Raw genomic sequence first — 17313 nt, 5'->3', positions numbered from 1 at the left:
TCAGTGACGCGCTGCGACCACCGCGTCGGCCACCTGACGCGGCGCCTGGGCGTAGTGGGCGAACTCCATGCTGTAGGTGGCGCGGCCCTGCGTTAGCGAGCGCAGCGAAGTAGAGTAGCCAAACATCTCCGCCAGCGGCACTTCAGCGCGAATAATACGCCCGCCGAAGTGCTCATCCATGCCCTGCACATGCCCGCGACGCGACGAGAGGTCGCCCATAATGCCGCCCGCATACTCTTCCGGCGTCTCTACCTCGACTTTCATGACCGGCTCCAGCAGCACCGGATCGGCCTGCTTCGCCGCCGCGCGAAAGCCCAGAATCGCCGCCATGCGGAATGCCATCTCCGAGGAGTCGACGTCGTGGTAGGAGCCGAAGGTGAGGATCGCCTTCACATCCACTATCGGGTAACCGGCAATCACGCCGCTGTTCAGCGCCTCGCGGATACCTTTTTCCACCGACGGGATATATTCGCGCGGCACCACGCCGCCTTTGGTGGCGTCTTCAAACACAAAGCCGCCGCCCGGCTCCAGCGGCTCGAGCGTCAGCACCACATGACCATACTGCCCTTTACCGCCGGACTGACGCACAAATTTGCCCTCTACCTCGCGCGCCGCTTTGCGCAAGGTTTCACGGTAGGTTACCTGCGGACGGCCAATATTCGCTTCAACGCCAAATTCACGTTTCAGACGGTCCACGATAATCTCCAGGTGCAGCTCGCCCATACCGGAAATAATCGCCTGACCAGACTCCTCATCGGTATGCAGCCGAAACGAGGGATCTTCCGCCGCCAGCCGCTGCAGCGCCAGGCTCATCTTCTCCTGATCGCCTTTGGTTTTCGGCTCGATTGAGAGCGAGATCACCGGCTCCGGAAACTCCATGCGCTCCAGCGTGATGATGGCATTAGGATCACACAGCGTTTCGCCGGTCGTCACCTCTTTCAGCCCGACGCAGGCGGCGATATCCCCGGCGCGGATCTCTTCAATTTCATGACGCGCGTTGGCATGCATCTGGACGATGCGTCCGATACGCTCTTTTTTACCCTTCACCGCATTCCAGACGCTGTCGCCTTTGCGCAGCACGCCGGAATAGACGCGCACAAAAGTAAGCTGTCCGACGAAGGGATCGCTCATCAGCTTGAACGCCAGCGCGGAAAAAGGCTCATCGTCGCTCGGATGCCGCTCCGCCTCGTTGCCTTTTTCATCTGTGCCCTTGATCGCGGGAATATCCGCCGGCGACGGCATCAGCTCGACCACCGCATCCAGCATGCGCTGTACGCCTTTGTTCTTGAACGCGCTGCCGCACAGCATCGGCTGTATTTCGTTGCGTAGCGTGCGCTGGCGCAGACCGGCGATAATCTGGTCATGCTCCAGATCGCCGCTTTCCAGCCAGGCCTCCATCAGCTCGTCGCTCGCCTCGGCCGCCGCCGACACCATTTTTTCGCGCCACAGGGTCGCCTCTTCGCGCAGGCCGTCCGGGATCGGCGCATAGCTGAAGCTCATGCCCTGCGACGCGTCGTCCCAGTAGATCGCCTGCATTTTCAGCAGATCGACCACGCCGCTGAAGTGCTCTTCCGCGCCGATGGGGATGACGATCGGCACCGGGTTGGCGCTGAGGCGATCTTTCATCATCTGCACCACACGAAAGAAGTCCGCGCCCTGCCGATCCATTTTGTTGACGAACGCCAGGCGCGGTACGTGATATTTATTGGCCTGCCGCCACACGGTTTCCGACTGCGGCTGCACGCCGCCGACGGCGTCATAGACCATCACCGCGCCGTCCAGCACGCGCATCGAACGCTCAACTTCAATGGTAAAGTCAACGTGGCCGGGCGTGTCGATAATATTGATGCGATGCGGCGAGAAACTGCCGTCCATGCCGGGCCAGAAACAGCTGACCGCCGCCGAAGTAATGGTGATGCCGCGCTCCTGCTCCTGCGCCATCCAGTCGGTCGTTGCGGCGCCATCGTGCACCTCACCCAGCTTGTGGCTCATTCCGGTATAAAACAGAATGCGCTCGGTCGTGGTGGTTTTACCGGCATCAATATGCGCGGAGATGCCGATGTTGCGGTAACGCTCAACGGGAAGTGTTCGGGGCATGATGCGTCCTTAGTCTGTTGACTCGTGGTGCGGCGCGCACGATTGCGCGTCGTCGCAGATCAGCTTACGCTCACTGTACGACTAAATACGAACAGTTTGAGCTATAATTGCACAACTCATAGAGCGTAGAACAGGAAGACCATGCTGGAAAATCATCCGCAGCCGCACGAAATTAAACTGGAAAATGTACTGTTTGCGCTGGGCAATCCGATTCGACTGGCGGTTTTTCAGGCGCTGGCGCAGCACGGCGAACAGAGCTGCAACGCGCTGCGCGGCGAAATTGCCAAATCGACCATGACCCATCACTGGCGCGTATTGCGCGACAGCGGCGTCATCTGGCAGCGGCCCGTCGGACGAGAGAATCTGATTTCGCTGCGCCGCGACTGTCTGGACCGGCGCTTTCCCGGCCTGCTCCCCGCCCTGCTGGCGGCGATAGCGCGCAGCTGATCCACGCGGCGCTGGCAACCGCAGCCGTCAGGTTTTAAGGTAGGGAGTTCAACAGCAAAGGAAAAAATCGATCATGCGCATTCTTATCGTGGGCGCCGGAGCCACCGGCGGATATTTTGGCGCGCGTCTGGCGCAGGCGGGGTGTGATGTTACTTTCCTGGTGCGCGAGCGGCGCTTCAGGCAGCTAAAGGAGAACGGGCTGGTGCTGAGAACGCCGCAGGGCGTTGAGAAACTTCAGCCGCAGCTGGCGCAGGCGGGATCGCTGAGCGGCACGTACGACCTGATTATCCTTACGGTGAAAAGCTTTGGCCTGGCGCAGGCGATAGAGGACATTGCCCCCGTCGTCGGCGAGCAAACGCTGATCATGCCGATCCTCAACGGGATGCGCCATATCGACAGGCTGCGTGAACGCTTCGGCGATAAAGCGATCGGCGGGCTGGTGAAGATTAACGCCACGCTGGGCGAACAGGGCGAAGTGGTGCAGATGACGCCGCTGCATCAGATCTATTACGGCGCGCTCGACGGCCATAACGATGCGCGGCTACAGCGCGTCGATGAGGCGCTGCGCGCGGCCAGCGTCGATACCTTTTTTACCGACAATATTATCAGCGAACTGTGGGAGAAGTGGCTGCTGCTGAGCACGCTCGGCGCGGTCTGCTGCCTGGCACGTGGCGATACGCAGCAGGTGCTTACCGCCGATGGCGGCGAAGCGCTGCTGCGCGGCATCTTTAGCGAGGTGCTGGCGACCATTACCGCCGACGGCTACCAGCCGCGCCCGGCGGTGACAGCAAAAATCCTGGAACTGCTGAATAACCCCGCCACGCCGATGACCTCTTCGATGTACCGCGATTTAACGCAGGGATACGATATTGAAGCGGAACAGGTGATCGGCGATCTGGTTGAGCGCGCGGCGCGCCATGGCGTCAGCGTCCCGCTGCTTAACGCAGTGAATGTGAATTTACAGGTCTATTTAAAAAGCCGTTAATCAACGCTTCGCCGTCAGCCGTGCCTGTACGGCGGGCAGCTGCGCCAGGCGGTGCCAGGCATTATCCACCGCATCGGGCATCGCTACTTCGCCAAAGAATCCGGCACCGCGCGGGCCGTAGCCTTTTTCATCGTTGCGCAGGCGCTGCACCTCGCCCATCAGCAGTTGCACAAAGCGTTCCATCGACCATAAACCCTGCGGCGGCGCGCCGGTGATGCGCGCCATGCCGGAATCGAGCGTCACTACCGGCGTAAATACTGGCCAGTTGATAAAGAGCGGCGCGTTGTCGCGCTCGCGCCACTGCCAGCGAAAAGTGGCGTCAGCGCGGCGCTGCAGCAGCGGATCCTGAATCAGCACCACGCGCTGCGGCCGCAGTTGCCGCGCGTCAAGCAGGCGCTGGCTAAAGGCGGCATTCTCGCCGGAGTTGCGCGATTCGCCCTCCAGCAGCAGCTTATCCTCGTCGATACCGCCGAACTGGCGGGCAATCTCCGCCAGCATCTGTGCCTCGCTTTTGCCGCGCGTCTCGATATCGCGATAGAAAGGATGCAGCGCCATCGCCTGCGCCAGCGCGCCGGTGGCGTGGCCGATGCCGCCGCTGAGCAGCAGAGGAAGCCCAAACCTCTTTGCCAGCGCTATGGCGCCTTCGATATTCGGCAGCACCGCGTGCCCGGCCAGTATCGCCATATCGGCTTCAATGTCGCCTTCGACAGGCATATCGTCCAGCGCCAGCCATGCGGCGATAAGATTGAGATCCTGAATAGCCTGATGACTGAGTTGCATCTCTCCTCCGGTTCGGGTTGTTCGCAGACGCGACGGAACGCCTGCGCCTGAAAATTTTGCTACACTGGCCGCCTCTGTCCTGTGGAGAAATCAATGACTTCCCGCCCTATCACTCTTGATGACGTCGCTCGCCTTGCTGGCGTCTCCTACCAGACCGTCTCCCGCGTGCTGAACCATTCGCCGCAGGTGTCGCCGCGCACCCGGGCGAAAGTGGAAGCGGCCATGCAGCAGCTCAACTATGTGCCAAACCGCGTGGCGCAGCAACTGGCGGGCAAGGCAACGCGTACGCTTGGTCTCGCCACCAGCGATCTGGCGCTAATGGCACCGGCGCAGATCGCCTCAGCGATACAGCAGCGCGCCAGCCGCGCCGGTTATCATCTGGTGATCGCCATGCGCAGCCATAACAGCGCCGCCGAGACCGTCAATGAACTGCTGGCGCAGCGCGTGGATGCGCTGATGATTAATCTGCCGCTGGTTGCCGCAGAAGCGGAGCAGATTCAGACCCTGTGCGGCGATAAGCCGGTTATTTTTATGGATGTCGAACCGCAGGCGAAGGTGCCGCAGTGTCAATACTCTAACGCGCGCGGCGCGCGGGCTGCCGTTGAGCATCTGGTTGCGCTGGGACATCACCAGATTGGCCTGCTGAACGGTCCACAGCAGGCGATCTCAGCGCAAATCCGGGAAGCGGCATGGCGCGAGGCGCTGGCGGCGCACCAGCTGACGCCCTTTTGCATCTTGCAGGGCGACTGGAGCGCACAGTCCGGCTATCAGGCCATGCTGCAACAGCTGCCGGATCGCCTGCCGCAGGCGCTGCTGGTGGCGAACGATCAGATGGCGCTTGGCGCGATGCGCGCGCTGCACCAGCACGGCGTCGCCATCCCAGAGCAGATCTCCGTCATCGGCTATGACGATACCGCCGAAAGCGCCTGGTATCAGCCGCCTCTGACCACGGTGCGTCAGGATCTGCAGGCGCTGGGCGAAGCAAGCGTCGAGACGCTGCTGGCGCAGATGCAGGATGAAGCGCCGCCGCAAAGGCCGCTGGAGCCGTCGCTGATGCTGCGCGAAACCACCGCCGCGCCGCGCAGCGCATCGCCCGATCTCGCTGCGCTGGCGCAACAGCTGCAGCGGATAGCGCGTCAGTTGCAAAACCGCTAATCCAGCGGCGAGGCGCGAATTTCAGCGAAAAAAAACCCACGCAGACGCGTGGGTTTCAACGGTAATGCATGAACTTACTGCGCTTTCGGCTCGCCCATCGCTTTCAGTTTTTTCGACAGGTCGCGACGCTCTTTCGACAGATCGGCGTTTTTGATGATGTATTCATCGACGCGGTCTTCATAGTCGGAACGCATTGACGCGATGATTTCCTGAATCGCTTCAATGCTCATGCCCGGCTTAATATACTCGCTCAGGTTGTCCAGCAGCAGAACGCGCTTCTGGTTATCACGAATTTTCTTTTCATTATCCGTGATTTCACGCTGCAGTTTGTTTTTACGACGGAACATACGCACAAACTCCAGTACGTCCTGAAATGATTGCTTGGCATTTTCCATGGTGGCACCTTTTTTTGGGCCTGCTTACGCAGGGGGTAGAGTCATAACCTTCAGCTTAGCGGTTCGCCAGCCGGGGCGACAATTGTCGCCGCTAAAATCGGACTGGCGCTTATCTTAGCGCAAAGAATGCGCCTTTCGCATTAAGTCATTGTCCAAGGTGATTATTTGCGCAGCGCCAGACGGATGAGATCGGTCATGCGCTCCAGCTGTTTCGCCAGCTCCAGGCTCAGCCAGACATAGCCATAGATCGGCGTCTCTTCCAGCCGTTCGCTGCCCGCATCGGCAATGAGCTGCTTCAGCTCGCGGGTAATCTCCGTCAGCTCGTGGCTGTTGGCCACCACCTCGTCTGTCTCGCCGCGCAGCGCCAGCACCGACAGCGCGCGCAGCGTCTTTTCAGTCATCTGCTGGGTGCGCCGCAGCGTCGCCGCGTTAAGCAAAATCAGATGCGTTTCGCGCGAGGCCCACCAGGCTTCGATCTGCATCTCGACGGTATTCACCATATTGCGGTTAATGGTCTGAATCGCCTCAAACACCGATTTCGGTATACGCGTCTCTTTACTGGCAGGCACCAGCAGCGCGCGCATTTTCACCACGCTGGTCAGCAGCTTGCCCAGCGGCTTTTTGAGACGCGGCTTCTCAATCAGGTTCGGCGAAAAACCGGCGTGATAAATTTTTGCGATCTCTGCCAGCGAGTCCGACAGCTGGATGCGCCAGTGGGTATAGGCGCGCTGCGCCCAGATGGCGCTGAACAGCAGCGCCAGCAGCGAGCCGAGGATGACGTCGCCGCCGCGCCACAGCGCGACGGTAAAATCGCCTGCTGGCGCGCCCACCACCACGCTGAGCGTAATGCCAATCAGCAGCGCCATATAGGGATGTTTCCCTAACGTCAGGTAGCCGCACACCATCATCACGATACCGCACCACGCGAGCATGACCGGCAACGACATCAGCTCCAGCTTGAGCGCGATCAGGCCTGAAATCGACCCGGCGAAGGTGCCGCAGATGCGCTGAATGGCGCGCGGAAAAACGTTGCCCCAGGTTGAGATCGGCCCCATCACCACCACCAGCGTAATCAGCGGCCAGGTGCCTTCCGGAATACCAGTGAGCCGCACCAGCAAAAAGGTGAGTAAAAAGGCGATAGCAATGCGTACGCCATGCACGCTGCGGTAGTGGCGGTAGAGCCAGAACTCGATATTCGATATGGGCTTATCTGGGCGCAAGATGGCTTTCCGGGTGAGGATCATAAAGTGCGTTATTTTATCCCATGACGTTGCTAAGGCTTACTGCCGCTTCTACATTTCAATACAGTTTTGACGCCTTCTTACAATTCTCAACACAGCCTTTACAAGCACACAAAACCATAAAAACAACCGTATAACCACTTATTCCATTTTCGTTTATTTGATAACACGACTAAAGGAAGCGATATGAAGAAAAGAGCCAAAACTCTGCCAGGGGTCACGCGACGGCAGGTGTTGACCTGGTCGACGTTAGGCGTAGCCGCCACCGTCACGCGGGCGGCCGATGCCGTCTCTCTGAAAGGTTCGCCGGGCTGGACGCCCTTCTCCGATAATCCCCCTGAAACCTTCGATCAGCCCGGCTGGCTCTTTTTCACGCAGGAAGAGGCCGAAACCGTTGAAGCTATCGTTGATCGCCTGATCCCCGCCGATGAACTGAGCGTGGGCGGTAAAGAGGCAGGATGCGCACAGTTTATCGATCGTCAGCTGCATGGTTTTTACGGCACCTTTGAACGCCTTTATATGGAAGGTCCGTTCCAGAAAGGCACTACCGAGCAGGGCGATCAGTCCGCGCTGGTGCCGCAACAGCGCTATCGCCAGGGCCTCGCCGCGCTTAACCGCTACGTCCAGCAGACCTCTAAAAAAAGCTTTAAAGAGCTGACGCCGCAGCAGCAGGACGCGCTGCTGGAAGCGATGGAAGCGGGCAAAGTGCACTTTGAAGGCTTTGAGGCGCAGTCGCTGTTTCTTGAGGTGCTGAATAACACCATGGAGGGCTTTTTCGCCGATCCTATCTATGGCGGCAACCGCGATATGGCCTCGTGGAAAATGCTGGGTTTCCCTGGCGCGCGCTACGACTATCGCCCCTACATCGAACGTCATAACGAAGATCTGCATCTTGAGCCCATCAGCATCGGCCAGTGGAAAGCCAAGGATAAGCCATGAAAAAATTACCCAAAACGGATGTCGTGGTGATCGGCCTCGGCTGGGCAGGATCGATTATTGCCAATGAGCTGGCCGATGAGGGGCTGGAGGTCATTGGCATCGAGCGCGGCCCGTGGCGCGACACCGCGCGCGATTTTAATATTGGCACGGTTACCGACGAGCTGCGCTATGTCATGCGCGAAGAGCTGATGCTGCGCACGCGACAGAACACCTGCACCATGCGCAATAATCCTTCCCAGACCGCGCTGCCGATGCGCACCTGGGGATCGTTTCACCCCGGTAACGGCACCGGCGGCGCGGGCAACCACTGGGCGGGGATTACCTTTCGCTTCCAGCCGCATGAATTTCAGCTGAAAAGCTATCTCACCGAGCGTTACGGCGCTGACGCGATGCCCGGCGAGCTGGCTTTACAGGACTGGGGCACTACCTGGGAAGAGATGGAACCGCACTATATGCAGTTCGAGCGCGTCGCGGGCACCTCCGGCTATGCGGGCAACCTCAACGGCGAGAAGCGCGAAGGCGGCAACCCGTTTGAAGGCCCGCGCAGCGGCGAATATCCGACGCCGCCGCTGCGTCAGCCTTACAGCCCGACGCTGTTCGCCCAGGCGGCAAAAAATATGGGCTATAAGCCCTTCCCCGTTCCCTCTTCTCTGGTCTCCGAGGCCTATACCAATCCCTACGGCGTCACCATGGGGCCCTGCACTTTCTGCGGCTTCTGCACTAACTACGGCTGCGCCAACTACTCTAAAGCCAGCGCCATCACCACCGTGCTGCCCGCGCTGATGCGCAAAGAGAATTTCACGGCCTATACCAACTGCGAAGTGCTGGAAGTTCTGACCGACTCCAGCGGTAAAAAAGCCACCGGCGTAACCTATATCGACTCCTCCGGCGATACGTGGGAGCAGCCTGCCGATCTGGTGATTGTCGCCGCCTTTACCTTTGAGAACGTTCGGCTGATGCTGCTTTCAAAAATCGGCGAAGCCTACGATCCGGTCACTAACAAGGGCACCACCGGCCGTAACTACGCCTACCAGACCGCCAACAACGTGACGCTGTTCTTTGATGACAAGAACTTTAACCCCTTTATCGGCGCGGGCGCGGTCGGTATGGGCATCGATGAGTTCAACAACGATAACTTCGACCACAGCGGGCTGGGCTTTTTCGGCGGTGGCAGCATCCGCGTCACGCCGATCGGCTCCGCGCCTATCGGTTATCGTCCGCTGCCGCCCGGCACGCCGAAGTGGGGATCGAAATGGAAGCGCGCGCTGAAAGATAACTACCTCAGCACCATGTCTATCGGCTGCGAGGCGAGCAGCTACACCACGCGCACTAATTACCTTTCGCTCGATCCTAACTACAAAGATCCGCACGGCCGTCCGCTGCTGCGCATTACCTTCGACTTTTCGCAGAACGATTTGAAAATGGCGCAATACTGCACCGGCAAGGTGGCGGAAATTGCCAAAACGATGAACCCGCGCGAGATGATCGTCAAGCCGATGACCGGCCACTGGAGCAGCGTGCCCTATCAGTCCTCTCACGTTGTCGGCGGCTTTATTATGGGCGCCGATCCCAGCACCAGCTCGGTCAACAAGCATCTGCAGGTCTGGAACGTGCCGAACCTGTTTGTGGTGGGCGCCTCCGCCTTTCCGCAAAATCCCGGCTATAACCCGACCGGCACCGTGGGCGCGCTGGCGTTCAAGGCGGCGCATGCTATCCGCACCTGGTATTTGAAACGTCCGGGGGAGATGATTACCGCATGAAAACGCTGAATGCACTCTCCGCCGCCGCGCTGCTGCTTGCCGCCAGCTTCAGCAGTCAGGCGCAGCCGGAATATGACCAGTATGCGCGCGGCAGCTATATCGCCACGCTTGGCGACTGTACCGCCTGCCATACCACCGATGCGAAACAGCCCTATGCGGGCGGCGTCAAAATCAATACGCCTTTCGGCGTGCTGGCTGGCGCGAATATCACGCCGGATCGCGAGACCGGCATCGGCGCCTGGAGCTATGACGATTTCCGCCGCGCCATGACGGAAGGGATCGGCCACGGCGGCAAGCGGCTCTATGGCGCAATGCCCTTTACCGCCTATACCAAAATGTCCGAGCAGGACCTGCAGGACCTCTGGGCATGGATCCAGACGTTGCAACCGATCCATCACGAAGTAGAGACCAATCAGCTCCCCTTCCCGTTCAATATCCGCACCAGCCTTATTGCCTGGAACTGGCTTAACTTTGATAAAGGGACTTTTAAGCCCGATCCGAAGAAGTCAGCGGAGTGGAATCGCGGCGCCTATCTGGTTCAGGGCCTCGGCCACTGCGGCACCTGTCACACCTCGAAAAACTTTCTTGGCGGCGACAAGAGCGATCGCTTTATCAGCGGCGGCGCGGTGGAGGGCTGGTATGCGCCTAACCTTGGCGCGGATGCGCATACCGGACTGGGCAAATGGACGCAGGAGGATATCGTCAGCTATCTGCGCACCGGCGTGAACCGCTACGCCATCGCCTCTGGACCGATGGCCGACGCAGTACGTCACTCTACCCAGTACTGGCGCGACGAGGATCTGCGCGCGGTAGCGACCTTCCTGAAAGAGGGTAAAACCCACGATGAGAAGGTGCCGCAGCCGCTGGCCGCCAGCGACGATCGTATGAAGCTCGGCGCGCAGATTTATGAGGCGAAGTGCTCAGCCTGTCACAGCCCAGGCGGACGCGGTGAAAGGAATATTTTCCCGCAGCTTGCCGCCAACCCGCTGATCAACCAGCCGGACGCCACCTCGCTGATCCGTGTGGTGAGCGCAGGCAGCCGCGGCGTGGATACCGACGCGCGGCCGACCGCACCTGCCATGCCGGCCTTTGCAGGCGTACTGGATGACGAGCAGATCGCCGCCGTACTGACTTATGTGCGCAACAGCTGGGGCAACGCCGCCGCGCCGGTGTCGGCCAGCGACGTCAAGGATGTGAAGGACGATCTGAAGTAAGCGCAGCAGGCGGCACGGAGGCCGCCTGCTGTTATCAGAACTTCTGCTTCAGGTAATCCTGAACACGCGTGATAAGCCCCGCCTCTTCTACCGCAGAGAGCGTTACCAGCGGATAGCTTGCCAGCTGTTTGTCTTTATCCATCACCTGAATCTCGCCAATGGTTTCGTTAGCCTTCAGCGGCGCGTCCAGATCCTTACGATTAATCACATACTTGGCCTTCACGTTCTGGATCTCGCTGCGCGGAAGCGACAGGAAGACATCATTCGCGGTGCCGACGGCGACGCTGTGCGGATTGCCGTACCAGACGTTTTCCGTCCCGATTTTCTTACCCGCATGGAACAGCTGTACGGTATCAAAGGTATTCTGGCCCCAGACCAGCAGCTTGCGCGCCTGCTCTTCACGCCCTTTCGCGCTTTTTCCGCCCATCACCACCGCGATCAGACGATGCTGACCGACGACGTTTGAGGCGATGATATTAAAGCCCGCCGTTTCGGTATGGCCGGTTTTCAGGCCGTCGACATGCAGATTGTTGTCCCACAGCAGGCCGTTGCGGTTGTTCTGAGTGATGCCGTTCCAGCTGAGGGTTTTCTCGCTGTACATGGCGTAGAAATCGGGTTCGCCGCTGATAATGGCGCGCGACAGCTTCGCCATATCCAGCGCAGAGGAGAACTGGCCCGGCGCATCCAGGCCGTGCACGGTTTCAAAGTGGGTGTTGGTCAGTCCCAGCTTCTGCACGTACTGGTTCATCATATTGACGAAGTTCTGCTGGCTGCCCGCCACGTAATCGGCCAGCGCCACGCAGGCGTCGTTGCCGGAGTCGATAATCACGCCGCGGCTCAGATCGCGCACCGTTATTTTGTCGCCGGGCTTAATAAACATCAGCGAAGAGCCTTTAAACACCGGATTACCTGCTGCCCAGGCGTCTTTGCCGACGGTCACAACGTCGTCGCGGGTGATTTTTTTTGCGTCGATGGCGCGGTCAACAACGTAGCCGGTCATCAGCTTGGTCAGGCTGGCGGGGTTGCGGCGCTCATCAGGGTTGCCTGCAGTCAGCACCTGCCCGGTGGTGGCGTCCATCAGTACCCAGGAGGCAGCATCAATCGACGGGGGCGTCAGGGGAAACGGCATATCGTCGGCGTGCGCCAGCGAAGCCAAAAGGAGAGTTCCAGTTACAGTGATCAACAGACGCCTTTTCAACACTTCATCCTCAAGGTTACAGGGAAAACAGCGGCTCGTTTTACGGCAAAAGGCATAAACAGGTTTGAATAAATTGAAAAAAAGTGTGATCGGCGGCGGGCTGCGCCGCAGAAGCAGCGTTCTGCGCTTTCTTCAGAAGGTCATGCCGTCCATGCTTGCTGCCGTTCTGTTCTGTATTTCAGCGCTGATTTCATCCCAATACGGGCGATGATTGTTTTGTGGTTATAGTGGGTATAAAATTGAGCCACATGGCACAGGGAGGTGCTCTTGAGCAGTAAAGAGGTCATGAAGCTCCTCAGGGAGCATGGCTGGGAGCTTGTCCGCATCAGGGGAAGCCATCATCTATTTGTTAAGCCTGGTAAAAATTATCATATAACGCTTCCTCATCCGGAAAAGGACCTGGCTGCCGGTACGTTAAGAAAAATCATGAAGCTGATTAACTGACCTGGACAGGCTCCCGGCTTTTACAACTTGCGATTTGTTGAAGCGATGAAGAAGGACACGGTAATGAGATTTCCGGTTTACTTGCACCAGACCGACTCGGGTAGCTATTCAGGTTTTGTACCTGATATTGAAGGCTGTTTTTTTGCGGGCGAGACGGTAGATGACGCTATTCTTGATGCAGGCGCAGCGATAGATATTCATCTGGAAGCCCTGGCGGAGAGCGGCATGCCCGTGCCTCACACCAAAGGCATGGCATTTTACTTAGAGAGTGACGAGTGCCAGGGCGGCATATGGGCCGTTATCGATATTGATATCAGCAAGTATGAGGGTAAGGCGGTAAAGCTGAATATTACCCTGCCGCAAAGTCTTTTGACGCGCATCGACCGTTTCGTTGAATCACACCAGGAATTTAGCTCCAGAAGCGGTTTTTTAGCCGAACTGGCGCGTCGCGAACTGGCAAAAAGATAACTTATCGCTGCGCGATGCTCGGGCATTAATCATGCCCTGAGCCGGCAGACCGCGCAGCTACACGCAACCTGCTCTGGCGTGGTTGTGACTGGCGACGCAAGCGACTATGCTGTGCGTTGTTTTCCCAGTACAGGATATGCTCGTGCCCGCCTCTGAACGCACTTTCTTGTTTCACGATTATGAAACCTTCGGTAAAAGCCCGTCGCTGGACCGTCCGGCGCAGTTCGCCGCGCTGCGCACCGACAGCGACTTTAACCCGGTTGGCGAGCCGCAGATTTTCTATTGCCGTCCCGCCGACGATTATCTGCCGCAGCCGGAAGCGGTGATGATTACCGGCATCACGCCGCAGGTAGCGCGTGCGCGCGGCGTATCGGAGGCGGAATTCGCCGCCCGTATCTATGCCCTTTTTACCGAAGAGCAAACCTGCGTGGTGGGCTACAACAATGTGCGCTTTGATGATGAAGTGACGCGCAATATCTTCTACCGCAATTTCTACGATCCCTACGGCTGGAGCTGGCAGAACGGCAACTCGCGCTGGGATCTGCTGGACGTGATGCGCGCCTGCTATGCGCTGCGTCCGGACGGTATCGTCTGGCCGGAAAACGAGGATGGCTTCCCCAGCTTTAAACTTGAGCACCTCACCAAAGCCAACGGCGTGGCGCATGAGAATGCGCACGACGCCATGTCCGATGTTTATGCCACGCTGGCGATGGCGAAGCTGGTGAAGGAGAAACAGCCTAAGCTGTTCGATTTCCTGTTTACGCATCGCAACAAAAATAAGCTAATGACGCTTATCGACATCCCGCAAATGAAGCCGCTGGTGCACGTTTCGGGCATGTTTGGCGCGGCGCGCGGCAACACCAGCTGGATCGTGCCGCTGGCGTGGCATCCCGACAACCGCAATGCGCTGATTGTCGCCGATCTGGCGGGCGATATGTCGCCGCTGCTGGAGATGGATGCGGATGCGCTGCGCGAGCGGCTCTATACCCGCAAAAGCGAGCTGGACGACAGCGAGTCTCCGGTGCCGATCAAGCTGGTGCATATCAATAAATGCCCGGTGCTGGCCCCGGCCAATACGCTGCGCCCGGAAGATGCGGCGCGGCTCGGCATCGACCGCGACGCGTGCCTCGCTAATCTGGCGCTGCTGCGCCAGCATGCAGAGGTGCGGGAAAAGGTCGTCGCGCTGTTCGCTGAAGCAGAGCCGTTTACCCCGTCAGACGACGTGGACGCTCAGCTATACGACGGCTTCTTCAGCGACGCTGACCGCGCGGGCATGACTATCCTGCGCCAGACTGCGCCCGCTAACCTGCCGGCAATGGACCTTAGCTTCCAGGATGCGCGCGTGGCGAAGCTGCTGTTCCGCTATCGCGCCCGCAACTTCCCCGGCACGCTGGACGACGCCGAGCAGCAGCGCTGGCTGCAGCACCGTCGCGAGGCGCTGAACGCCGATCGGGTGCAGGCGTTCCTGCTGGAGCTGGAGTCGCTGGCGAGCCTGCACGAAGAGGACGCAGAAAAAATGGCGCAGCTTAAGGCGCTTTACCACTATGCGCAGGAGCTGGTTTCCTGACGCCTTCAGGGCAGGCGCGCCCTGCCCTTAGCTCAGCGTGACCAGCTCGCCGCGCTCGGCGCTGAGCATCGCAGCGTCAAGCACTTCCAGTGTGCGTATCGCCTGTTCAGTCGTGACCGGCGGCGGCGAGCCGGTTCGGAAGGCCTCGGCGAACGCCTCGTAGTAGGCGTGATACCGTCCCTGCTCTGACTCCACACGCGTTTCGCCCTCGGCCGTTCGCAGCACGCCCCAGCGATCCGGCTGCTCGTAGCCCCACTCGCTGAGATTGTCCGCCGGACGCTTACCCGCGAAAATAGCCTGCGCCTGCACGTCGGTGCCGAGCGAAAAAAAACTTCCTTCCTCGCCATAAAGACGCCACTCACGCGCGTTGAGGTAGCAGGTTTTGGTTGAGGAGAGATGGGAGTGAACGCCGCTCTCATGGATCAGAGTGATAACGAAGCTGGCGACCGTTGGCCCTTCCGGGCGCGCGATCTTGTCCGTCTGGGCGAATACCGCTTTTACTGGCCCGAGCAGCCACACCGCCTGATCAACCAGATGGCTGCCGATATCACGCAGCAGGCCGCCCTGCTCGCCCGCTTCCAGCGTGTCCGGATCGTTATAATCCATGCGGCTGTGGACGCGCCAGAGCCGCCCCAGACGCTGCTGCTCCAGCAGCTTTTTCACCGTCAGAATATCGGCGTCAAAACGGCGATTATGATAGACCGACAGCAGCACCCCTTTTTTCTCCGCCGCGGCGGCCAGCTCACGCCCGGTTTCGGCATCCGGCGCAAAGGGCTTGTCGGCAATAACCGCAACGCCTGCGGCGATCGCCTCCAGCACCAGTTCCCGTCGGGTATGGGGCGGCGTCGTAATGGTGACGGCATCGACCCCCGCCTCAAGCAGCGATTTGAGATCGTCATAAACGGGGATATCGGGGAAATCGCGCTTTACTTTAGCGACGGTCGCCGGCGCGCGGGCGACGATCCCCGCCAGTTCAACGCCGCGCGCGGCGCAGATAAAGGGCGCGTGAAAATGCTGCCCGCCGGTGCCATAACCTACCAGTCCAATTTTCATCAGGTCACTCCTCCCTTTTGTTAAAGGATTAAGAGTAAGCAACGCGTGGCCGGTTCGCCAGCGCGCGGCGTCTGTCAGGCCCGCACGGGGCGCTTAGCGCTACACCAGCGCCCAGACCAGCCAGGTCAGCGCAAAGCCGGTCAGACCCATCAGCGTCGTCAGCACCGTCCATGTTTTCAGGCCGTCGCCCACGGACAGTCCCAGATAGCGCGTCACGACCCAGAAGCCCGCGTCGTTAACGTGCGACAACCCCAGACCGCCGAAACAGGCCGCCAGCGTCACCAGCACGCGCGCCATATCGCTGGCCCCGCTGACCGCGGAGGTAAGCAGGCCGCTGGTGGTCAAGATCGCCACCGTGGCCGATCCCTGCGAGGCGCGCAGCGCCAGCGACAGAATAAACGCGGCGGGCACCAGCGGCAGATGCAGCGTCTCCAGCGTCGTCGCCAGCGCCTTGCCGACGCCCGACTCCACCAGCACTTTACCGAAGGCGCCGCCCGCACCCGCCACCAGGATCACGCTCGCCGATCCCGGAATAGCGCGGCCGGTCAAATCTTCCAGCTTCTCTCTGCTCCAGCCGCGGCGTACGCCCAGCAGCCAGGCTGCCAGCGCGAGGGCGATCAGCAGCGCGATTGGCGGCGTGCCGATAACCGTCATCACTTTGCCCGGCAGGCTGTCGGCCGCCAGCAGCGAGTGGGAGAGCGTGCCCACGACGATCAGCAGGATCGGCACCACAATCAAACCCGCGATAGTGAGCGCGCCCGGCGGCGCGGGCTCATTCTTTTTCTCCGCGCCTTCCGGCTTCGCCATTTGCAGCTGCTCCAATACTTCAACCGACAGATGGTAGTGGCGGCGATTCATCAGCTTCGCCACATAGTAACCGACGATGCCGACCGGCACTGAAATCGCCAAGCCGATCATCATCAGCCAGCCCATATCGCTGTGTAAAATGCCCGCGGCGGCCGCTGGCCCCGGATGCGTCGGCAGGGCCACATGTACGGTCAGCATCACCCCCGCCATCGGCAGACCAAACTTCAGCGGTGAGACGCGCGCTACCTTGGTAAAGCCGTAGATCAACGGGATAACGATAATAAAGCCGACCTCAAAAAAGACCGGAATGCCGAGGATAAATGCCGCCATGGTCAGCGCGGCGACGGTGCGCTTAATGCCGAGGCTTTTACTGAAGCGTTGCGCCAGCGACTCTGCGCCGCCAGAGGCTTCGATCACCGCGCCGAGCATCGCCCCCAGCACGATAATAATGGCGATATGGCCGAGCAGGCCGCCCATGCCGCTCATAATGGTATCCATGATCTTCTCGGCGGGGATGCCTGTCGCGACGGCAACCAGCAGGCTGACGATCAGCAACGCAACAAAAGGATGGACTCTGGCTTTAATGACCAGCAGCAGCAGTATGACGATGCTGGCGGTCGCAATGGCTAACAGCAGTGCGGTGGACATGGTAATCCTCAGATATCGTTATTTTTTTATGAATAAGGCGTACAGTGCTGCCTGGAACAGGCGCAGGATGACAAACGGATGAAAGCATCCCGGCGCCGCAGCGCCGGGCTTATCA

The 17313-nt window shown here is 59.6% G+C and carries 17 protein-coding genes; 9 read left to right on the top strand and 8 right to left on the bottom strand.

The genetic code is table 11. From position 1 onward, the window contains the following. A complete protein-coding gene (gene fusA, locus D7S44_RS07195; RefSeq protein WP_120453397.1) occupies nt 1-2097 on the bottom strand; it encodes an elongation factor G in 2097 nt (698 codons plus the stop codon). 141 nt (nt 2098-2238) lie between these two features. Between fusA and D7S44_RS07190 the strand changes: the two genes are divergently transcribed. Together D7S44_RS07190 and D7S44_RS07185 are read left to right on the top strand one after the other, a co-directional pair. Beyond that, on the top strand, nt 2239-2544 hold the full coding sequence (locus D7S44_RS07190) for an ArsR/SmtB family transcription factor (protein WP_120453395.1): 306 nt from the start codon (nt 2239-2241) through the stop codon (nt 2542-2544). A gap of 73 nt (nt 2545-2617) precedes the next feature. Beyond that, the gene (locus D7S44_RS07185) at nt 2618-3529 is read left to right on the top strand and encodes a ketopantoate reductase family protein (RefSeq protein ID WP_120453393.1); all 912 of its coding nucleotides are present in this window, start codon (nt 2618-2620) and stop codon (nt 3527-3529) included. Here D7S44_RS07185 and D7S44_RS07180 read toward each other — a convergent pair whose 3' ends face one another. Then, on the bottom strand, nt 3530-4309 hold the full coding sequence (locus D7S44_RS07180) for a YdcF family protein (protein WP_120453391.1): 780 nt from the start codon (nt 4307-4309) through the stop codon (nt 3530-3532). Nucleotides 4310-4402: 93 nt separating this feature from the next. Here D7S44_RS07180 and D7S44_RS07175 point away from each other — a divergent pair, with 93 nt between their 5' ends. Continuing rightward, nucleotides 4403-5464 carry a LacI family DNA-binding transcriptional regulator gene (locus tag D7S44_RS07175; protein ID WP_120453389.1) on the top strand — a complete coding sequence of 354 codons (1062 nt, stop codon included), beginning with the start codon at nt 4403-4405 and terminating at the stop codon, nt 5462-5464. A 74-nt stretch (nt 5465-5538) separates the two neighbouring features. Here D7S44_RS07175 and tmaR read toward each other — a convergent pair whose 3' ends face one another. Together tmaR and D7S44_RS07165 are read right to left on the bottom strand one after the other, a co-directional pair. Further along, nucleotides 5539-5859 carry a PTS system regulator TmaR gene (gene tmaR / locus D7S44_RS07170; protein ID WP_103796801.1) on the bottom strand — a complete coding sequence of 107 codons (321 nt, stop codon included), beginning with the start codon at nt 5857-5859 and terminating at the stop codon, nt 5539-5541. A 161-nt stretch (nt 5860-6020) separates the two neighbouring features. Next, nucleotides 6021-7079, bottom strand: coding sequence for an FUSC family protein (locus D7S44_RS07165; protein WP_179256390.1), 1059 nt, complete (start codon nt 7077-7079; stop codon nt 6021-6023). A 207-nt stretch (nt 7080-7286) separates the two neighbouring features. Here D7S44_RS07165 and D7S44_RS07160 point away from each other — a divergent pair, with 207 nt between their 5' ends. From D7S44_RS07160 to D7S44_RS07150, 3 genes are read left to right on the top strand one after another with little or no spacing between them, the layout of a single operon-like run. Continuing rightward, nucleotides 7287-8039 carry a gluconate 2-dehydrogenase subunit 3 family protein gene (locus D7S44_RS07160; RefSeq protein ID WP_120453387.1) on the top strand — a complete coding sequence of 251 codons (753 nt, stop codon included), beginning with the start codon at nt 7287-7289 and terminating at the stop codon, nt 8037-8039. Beyond that, the gene (locus D7S44_RS07155; protein WP_120453385.1) at nt 8036-9799 is read left to right on the top strand and encodes a GMC family oxidoreductase; all 1764 of its coding nucleotides are present in this window, start codon (nt 8036-8038) and stop codon (nt 9797-9799) included. The genes D7S44_RS07160 and D7S44_RS07155 overlap by 4 nt, the downstream gene beginning before the upstream one ends. Beyond that, the gene (locus D7S44_RS07150; protein WP_120453383.1) at nt 9796-11013 is read left to right on the top strand and encodes a cytochrome c; all 1218 of its coding nucleotides are present in this window, start codon (nt 9796-9798) and stop codon (nt 11011-11013) included. The genes D7S44_RS07155 and D7S44_RS07150 overlap by 4 nt, the downstream gene beginning before the upstream one ends. A gap of 34 nt (nt 11014-11047) precedes the next feature. Here D7S44_RS07150 and dacD read toward each other — a convergent pair whose 3' ends face one another. Together dacD and D7S44_RS23655 are read right to left on the bottom strand one after the other, a co-directional pair. Beyond that, on the bottom strand, nt 11048-12211 hold the full coding sequence (gene dacD, locus D7S44_RS07145; RefSeq protein ID WP_179256389.1) for a serine-type D-Ala-D-Ala carboxypeptidase DacD: 1164 nt from the start codon (nt 12209-12211) through the stop codon (nt 11048-11050). A gap of 140 nt (nt 12212-12351) precedes the next feature. Then, complete coding sequence (locus D7S44_RS23655; RefSeq protein WP_167456954.1) at nt 12352-12498, bottom strand: hypothetical protein; 147 nt, start codon at nt 12496-12498, stop codon at nt 12352-12354. On the opposite strand from D7S44_RS23655, the gene D7S44_RS07140 reads away from it, so the two are divergent. The 3 genes from D7S44_RS07140 to sbcB all read left to right on the top strand — a co-directional run bounded on the left by D7S44_RS07140 (nt 12497) and on the right by sbcB (nt 14690). Continuing rightward, complete coding sequence (locus D7S44_RS07140) at nt 12497-12655, top strand: type II toxin-antitoxin system HicA family toxin (protein ID WP_371315477.1); 159 nt, start codon at nt 12497-12499, stop codon at nt 12653-12655. The two genes, D7S44_RS23655 and D7S44_RS07140, sit on opposite strands and share 2 nt — an antisense overlap. Before the next feature lie 63 nt (nt 12656-12718). Continuing rightward, a complete protein-coding gene (locus D7S44_RS07135; RefSeq protein WP_120453379.1) occupies nt 12719-13123 on the top strand; it encodes a type II toxin-antitoxin system HicB family antitoxin in 405 nt (134 codons plus the stop codon). Nucleotides 13124-13265: 142 nt separating this feature from the next. After that, nucleotides 13266-14690, top strand: coding sequence for an exodeoxyribonuclease I (gene sbcB / locus D7S44_RS07130; RefSeq protein WP_120454183.1), 1425 nt, complete (start codon nt 13266-13268; stop codon nt 14688-14690). A 27-nt stretch (nt 14691-14717) separates the two neighbouring features. On the opposite strand, the gene D7S44_RS07125 is transcribed toward sbcB, so the two are convergent. Together D7S44_RS07125 and D7S44_RS07120 are read right to left on the bottom strand one after the other, a co-directional pair. After that, nucleotides 14718-15743: a Gfo/Idh/MocA family oxidoreductase gene (locus tag D7S44_RS07125; RefSeq protein WP_120453377.1), complete on the bottom strand. Its 1026-nt coding sequence runs from the start codon at nt 15741-15743 to the stop codon at nt 14718-14720. A 99-nt stretch (nt 15744-15842) separates the two neighbouring features. Next, nucleotides 15843-17198, bottom strand: coding sequence for a GntP family transporter (locus tag D7S44_RS07120; protein ID WP_120453375.1), 1356 nt, complete (start codon nt 17196-17198; stop codon nt 15843-15845). Between the last annotated feature and the right edge of the window lie 115 nt (nt 17199-17313).

The sequence above is a fragment of the Pantoea piersonii genome, assembly GCF_003612015.1.
In the GTDB taxonomy this organism is placed as follows: Bacteria; Pseudomonadota; Gammaproteobacteria; order Enterobacterales; family Enterobacteriaceae; genus Pantoea; species Pantoea piersonii.
The sequence above is the reverse complement of the archived record's forward strand: the minus strand, read 5'-3'. Positions and strand labels throughout refer to the sequence as shown.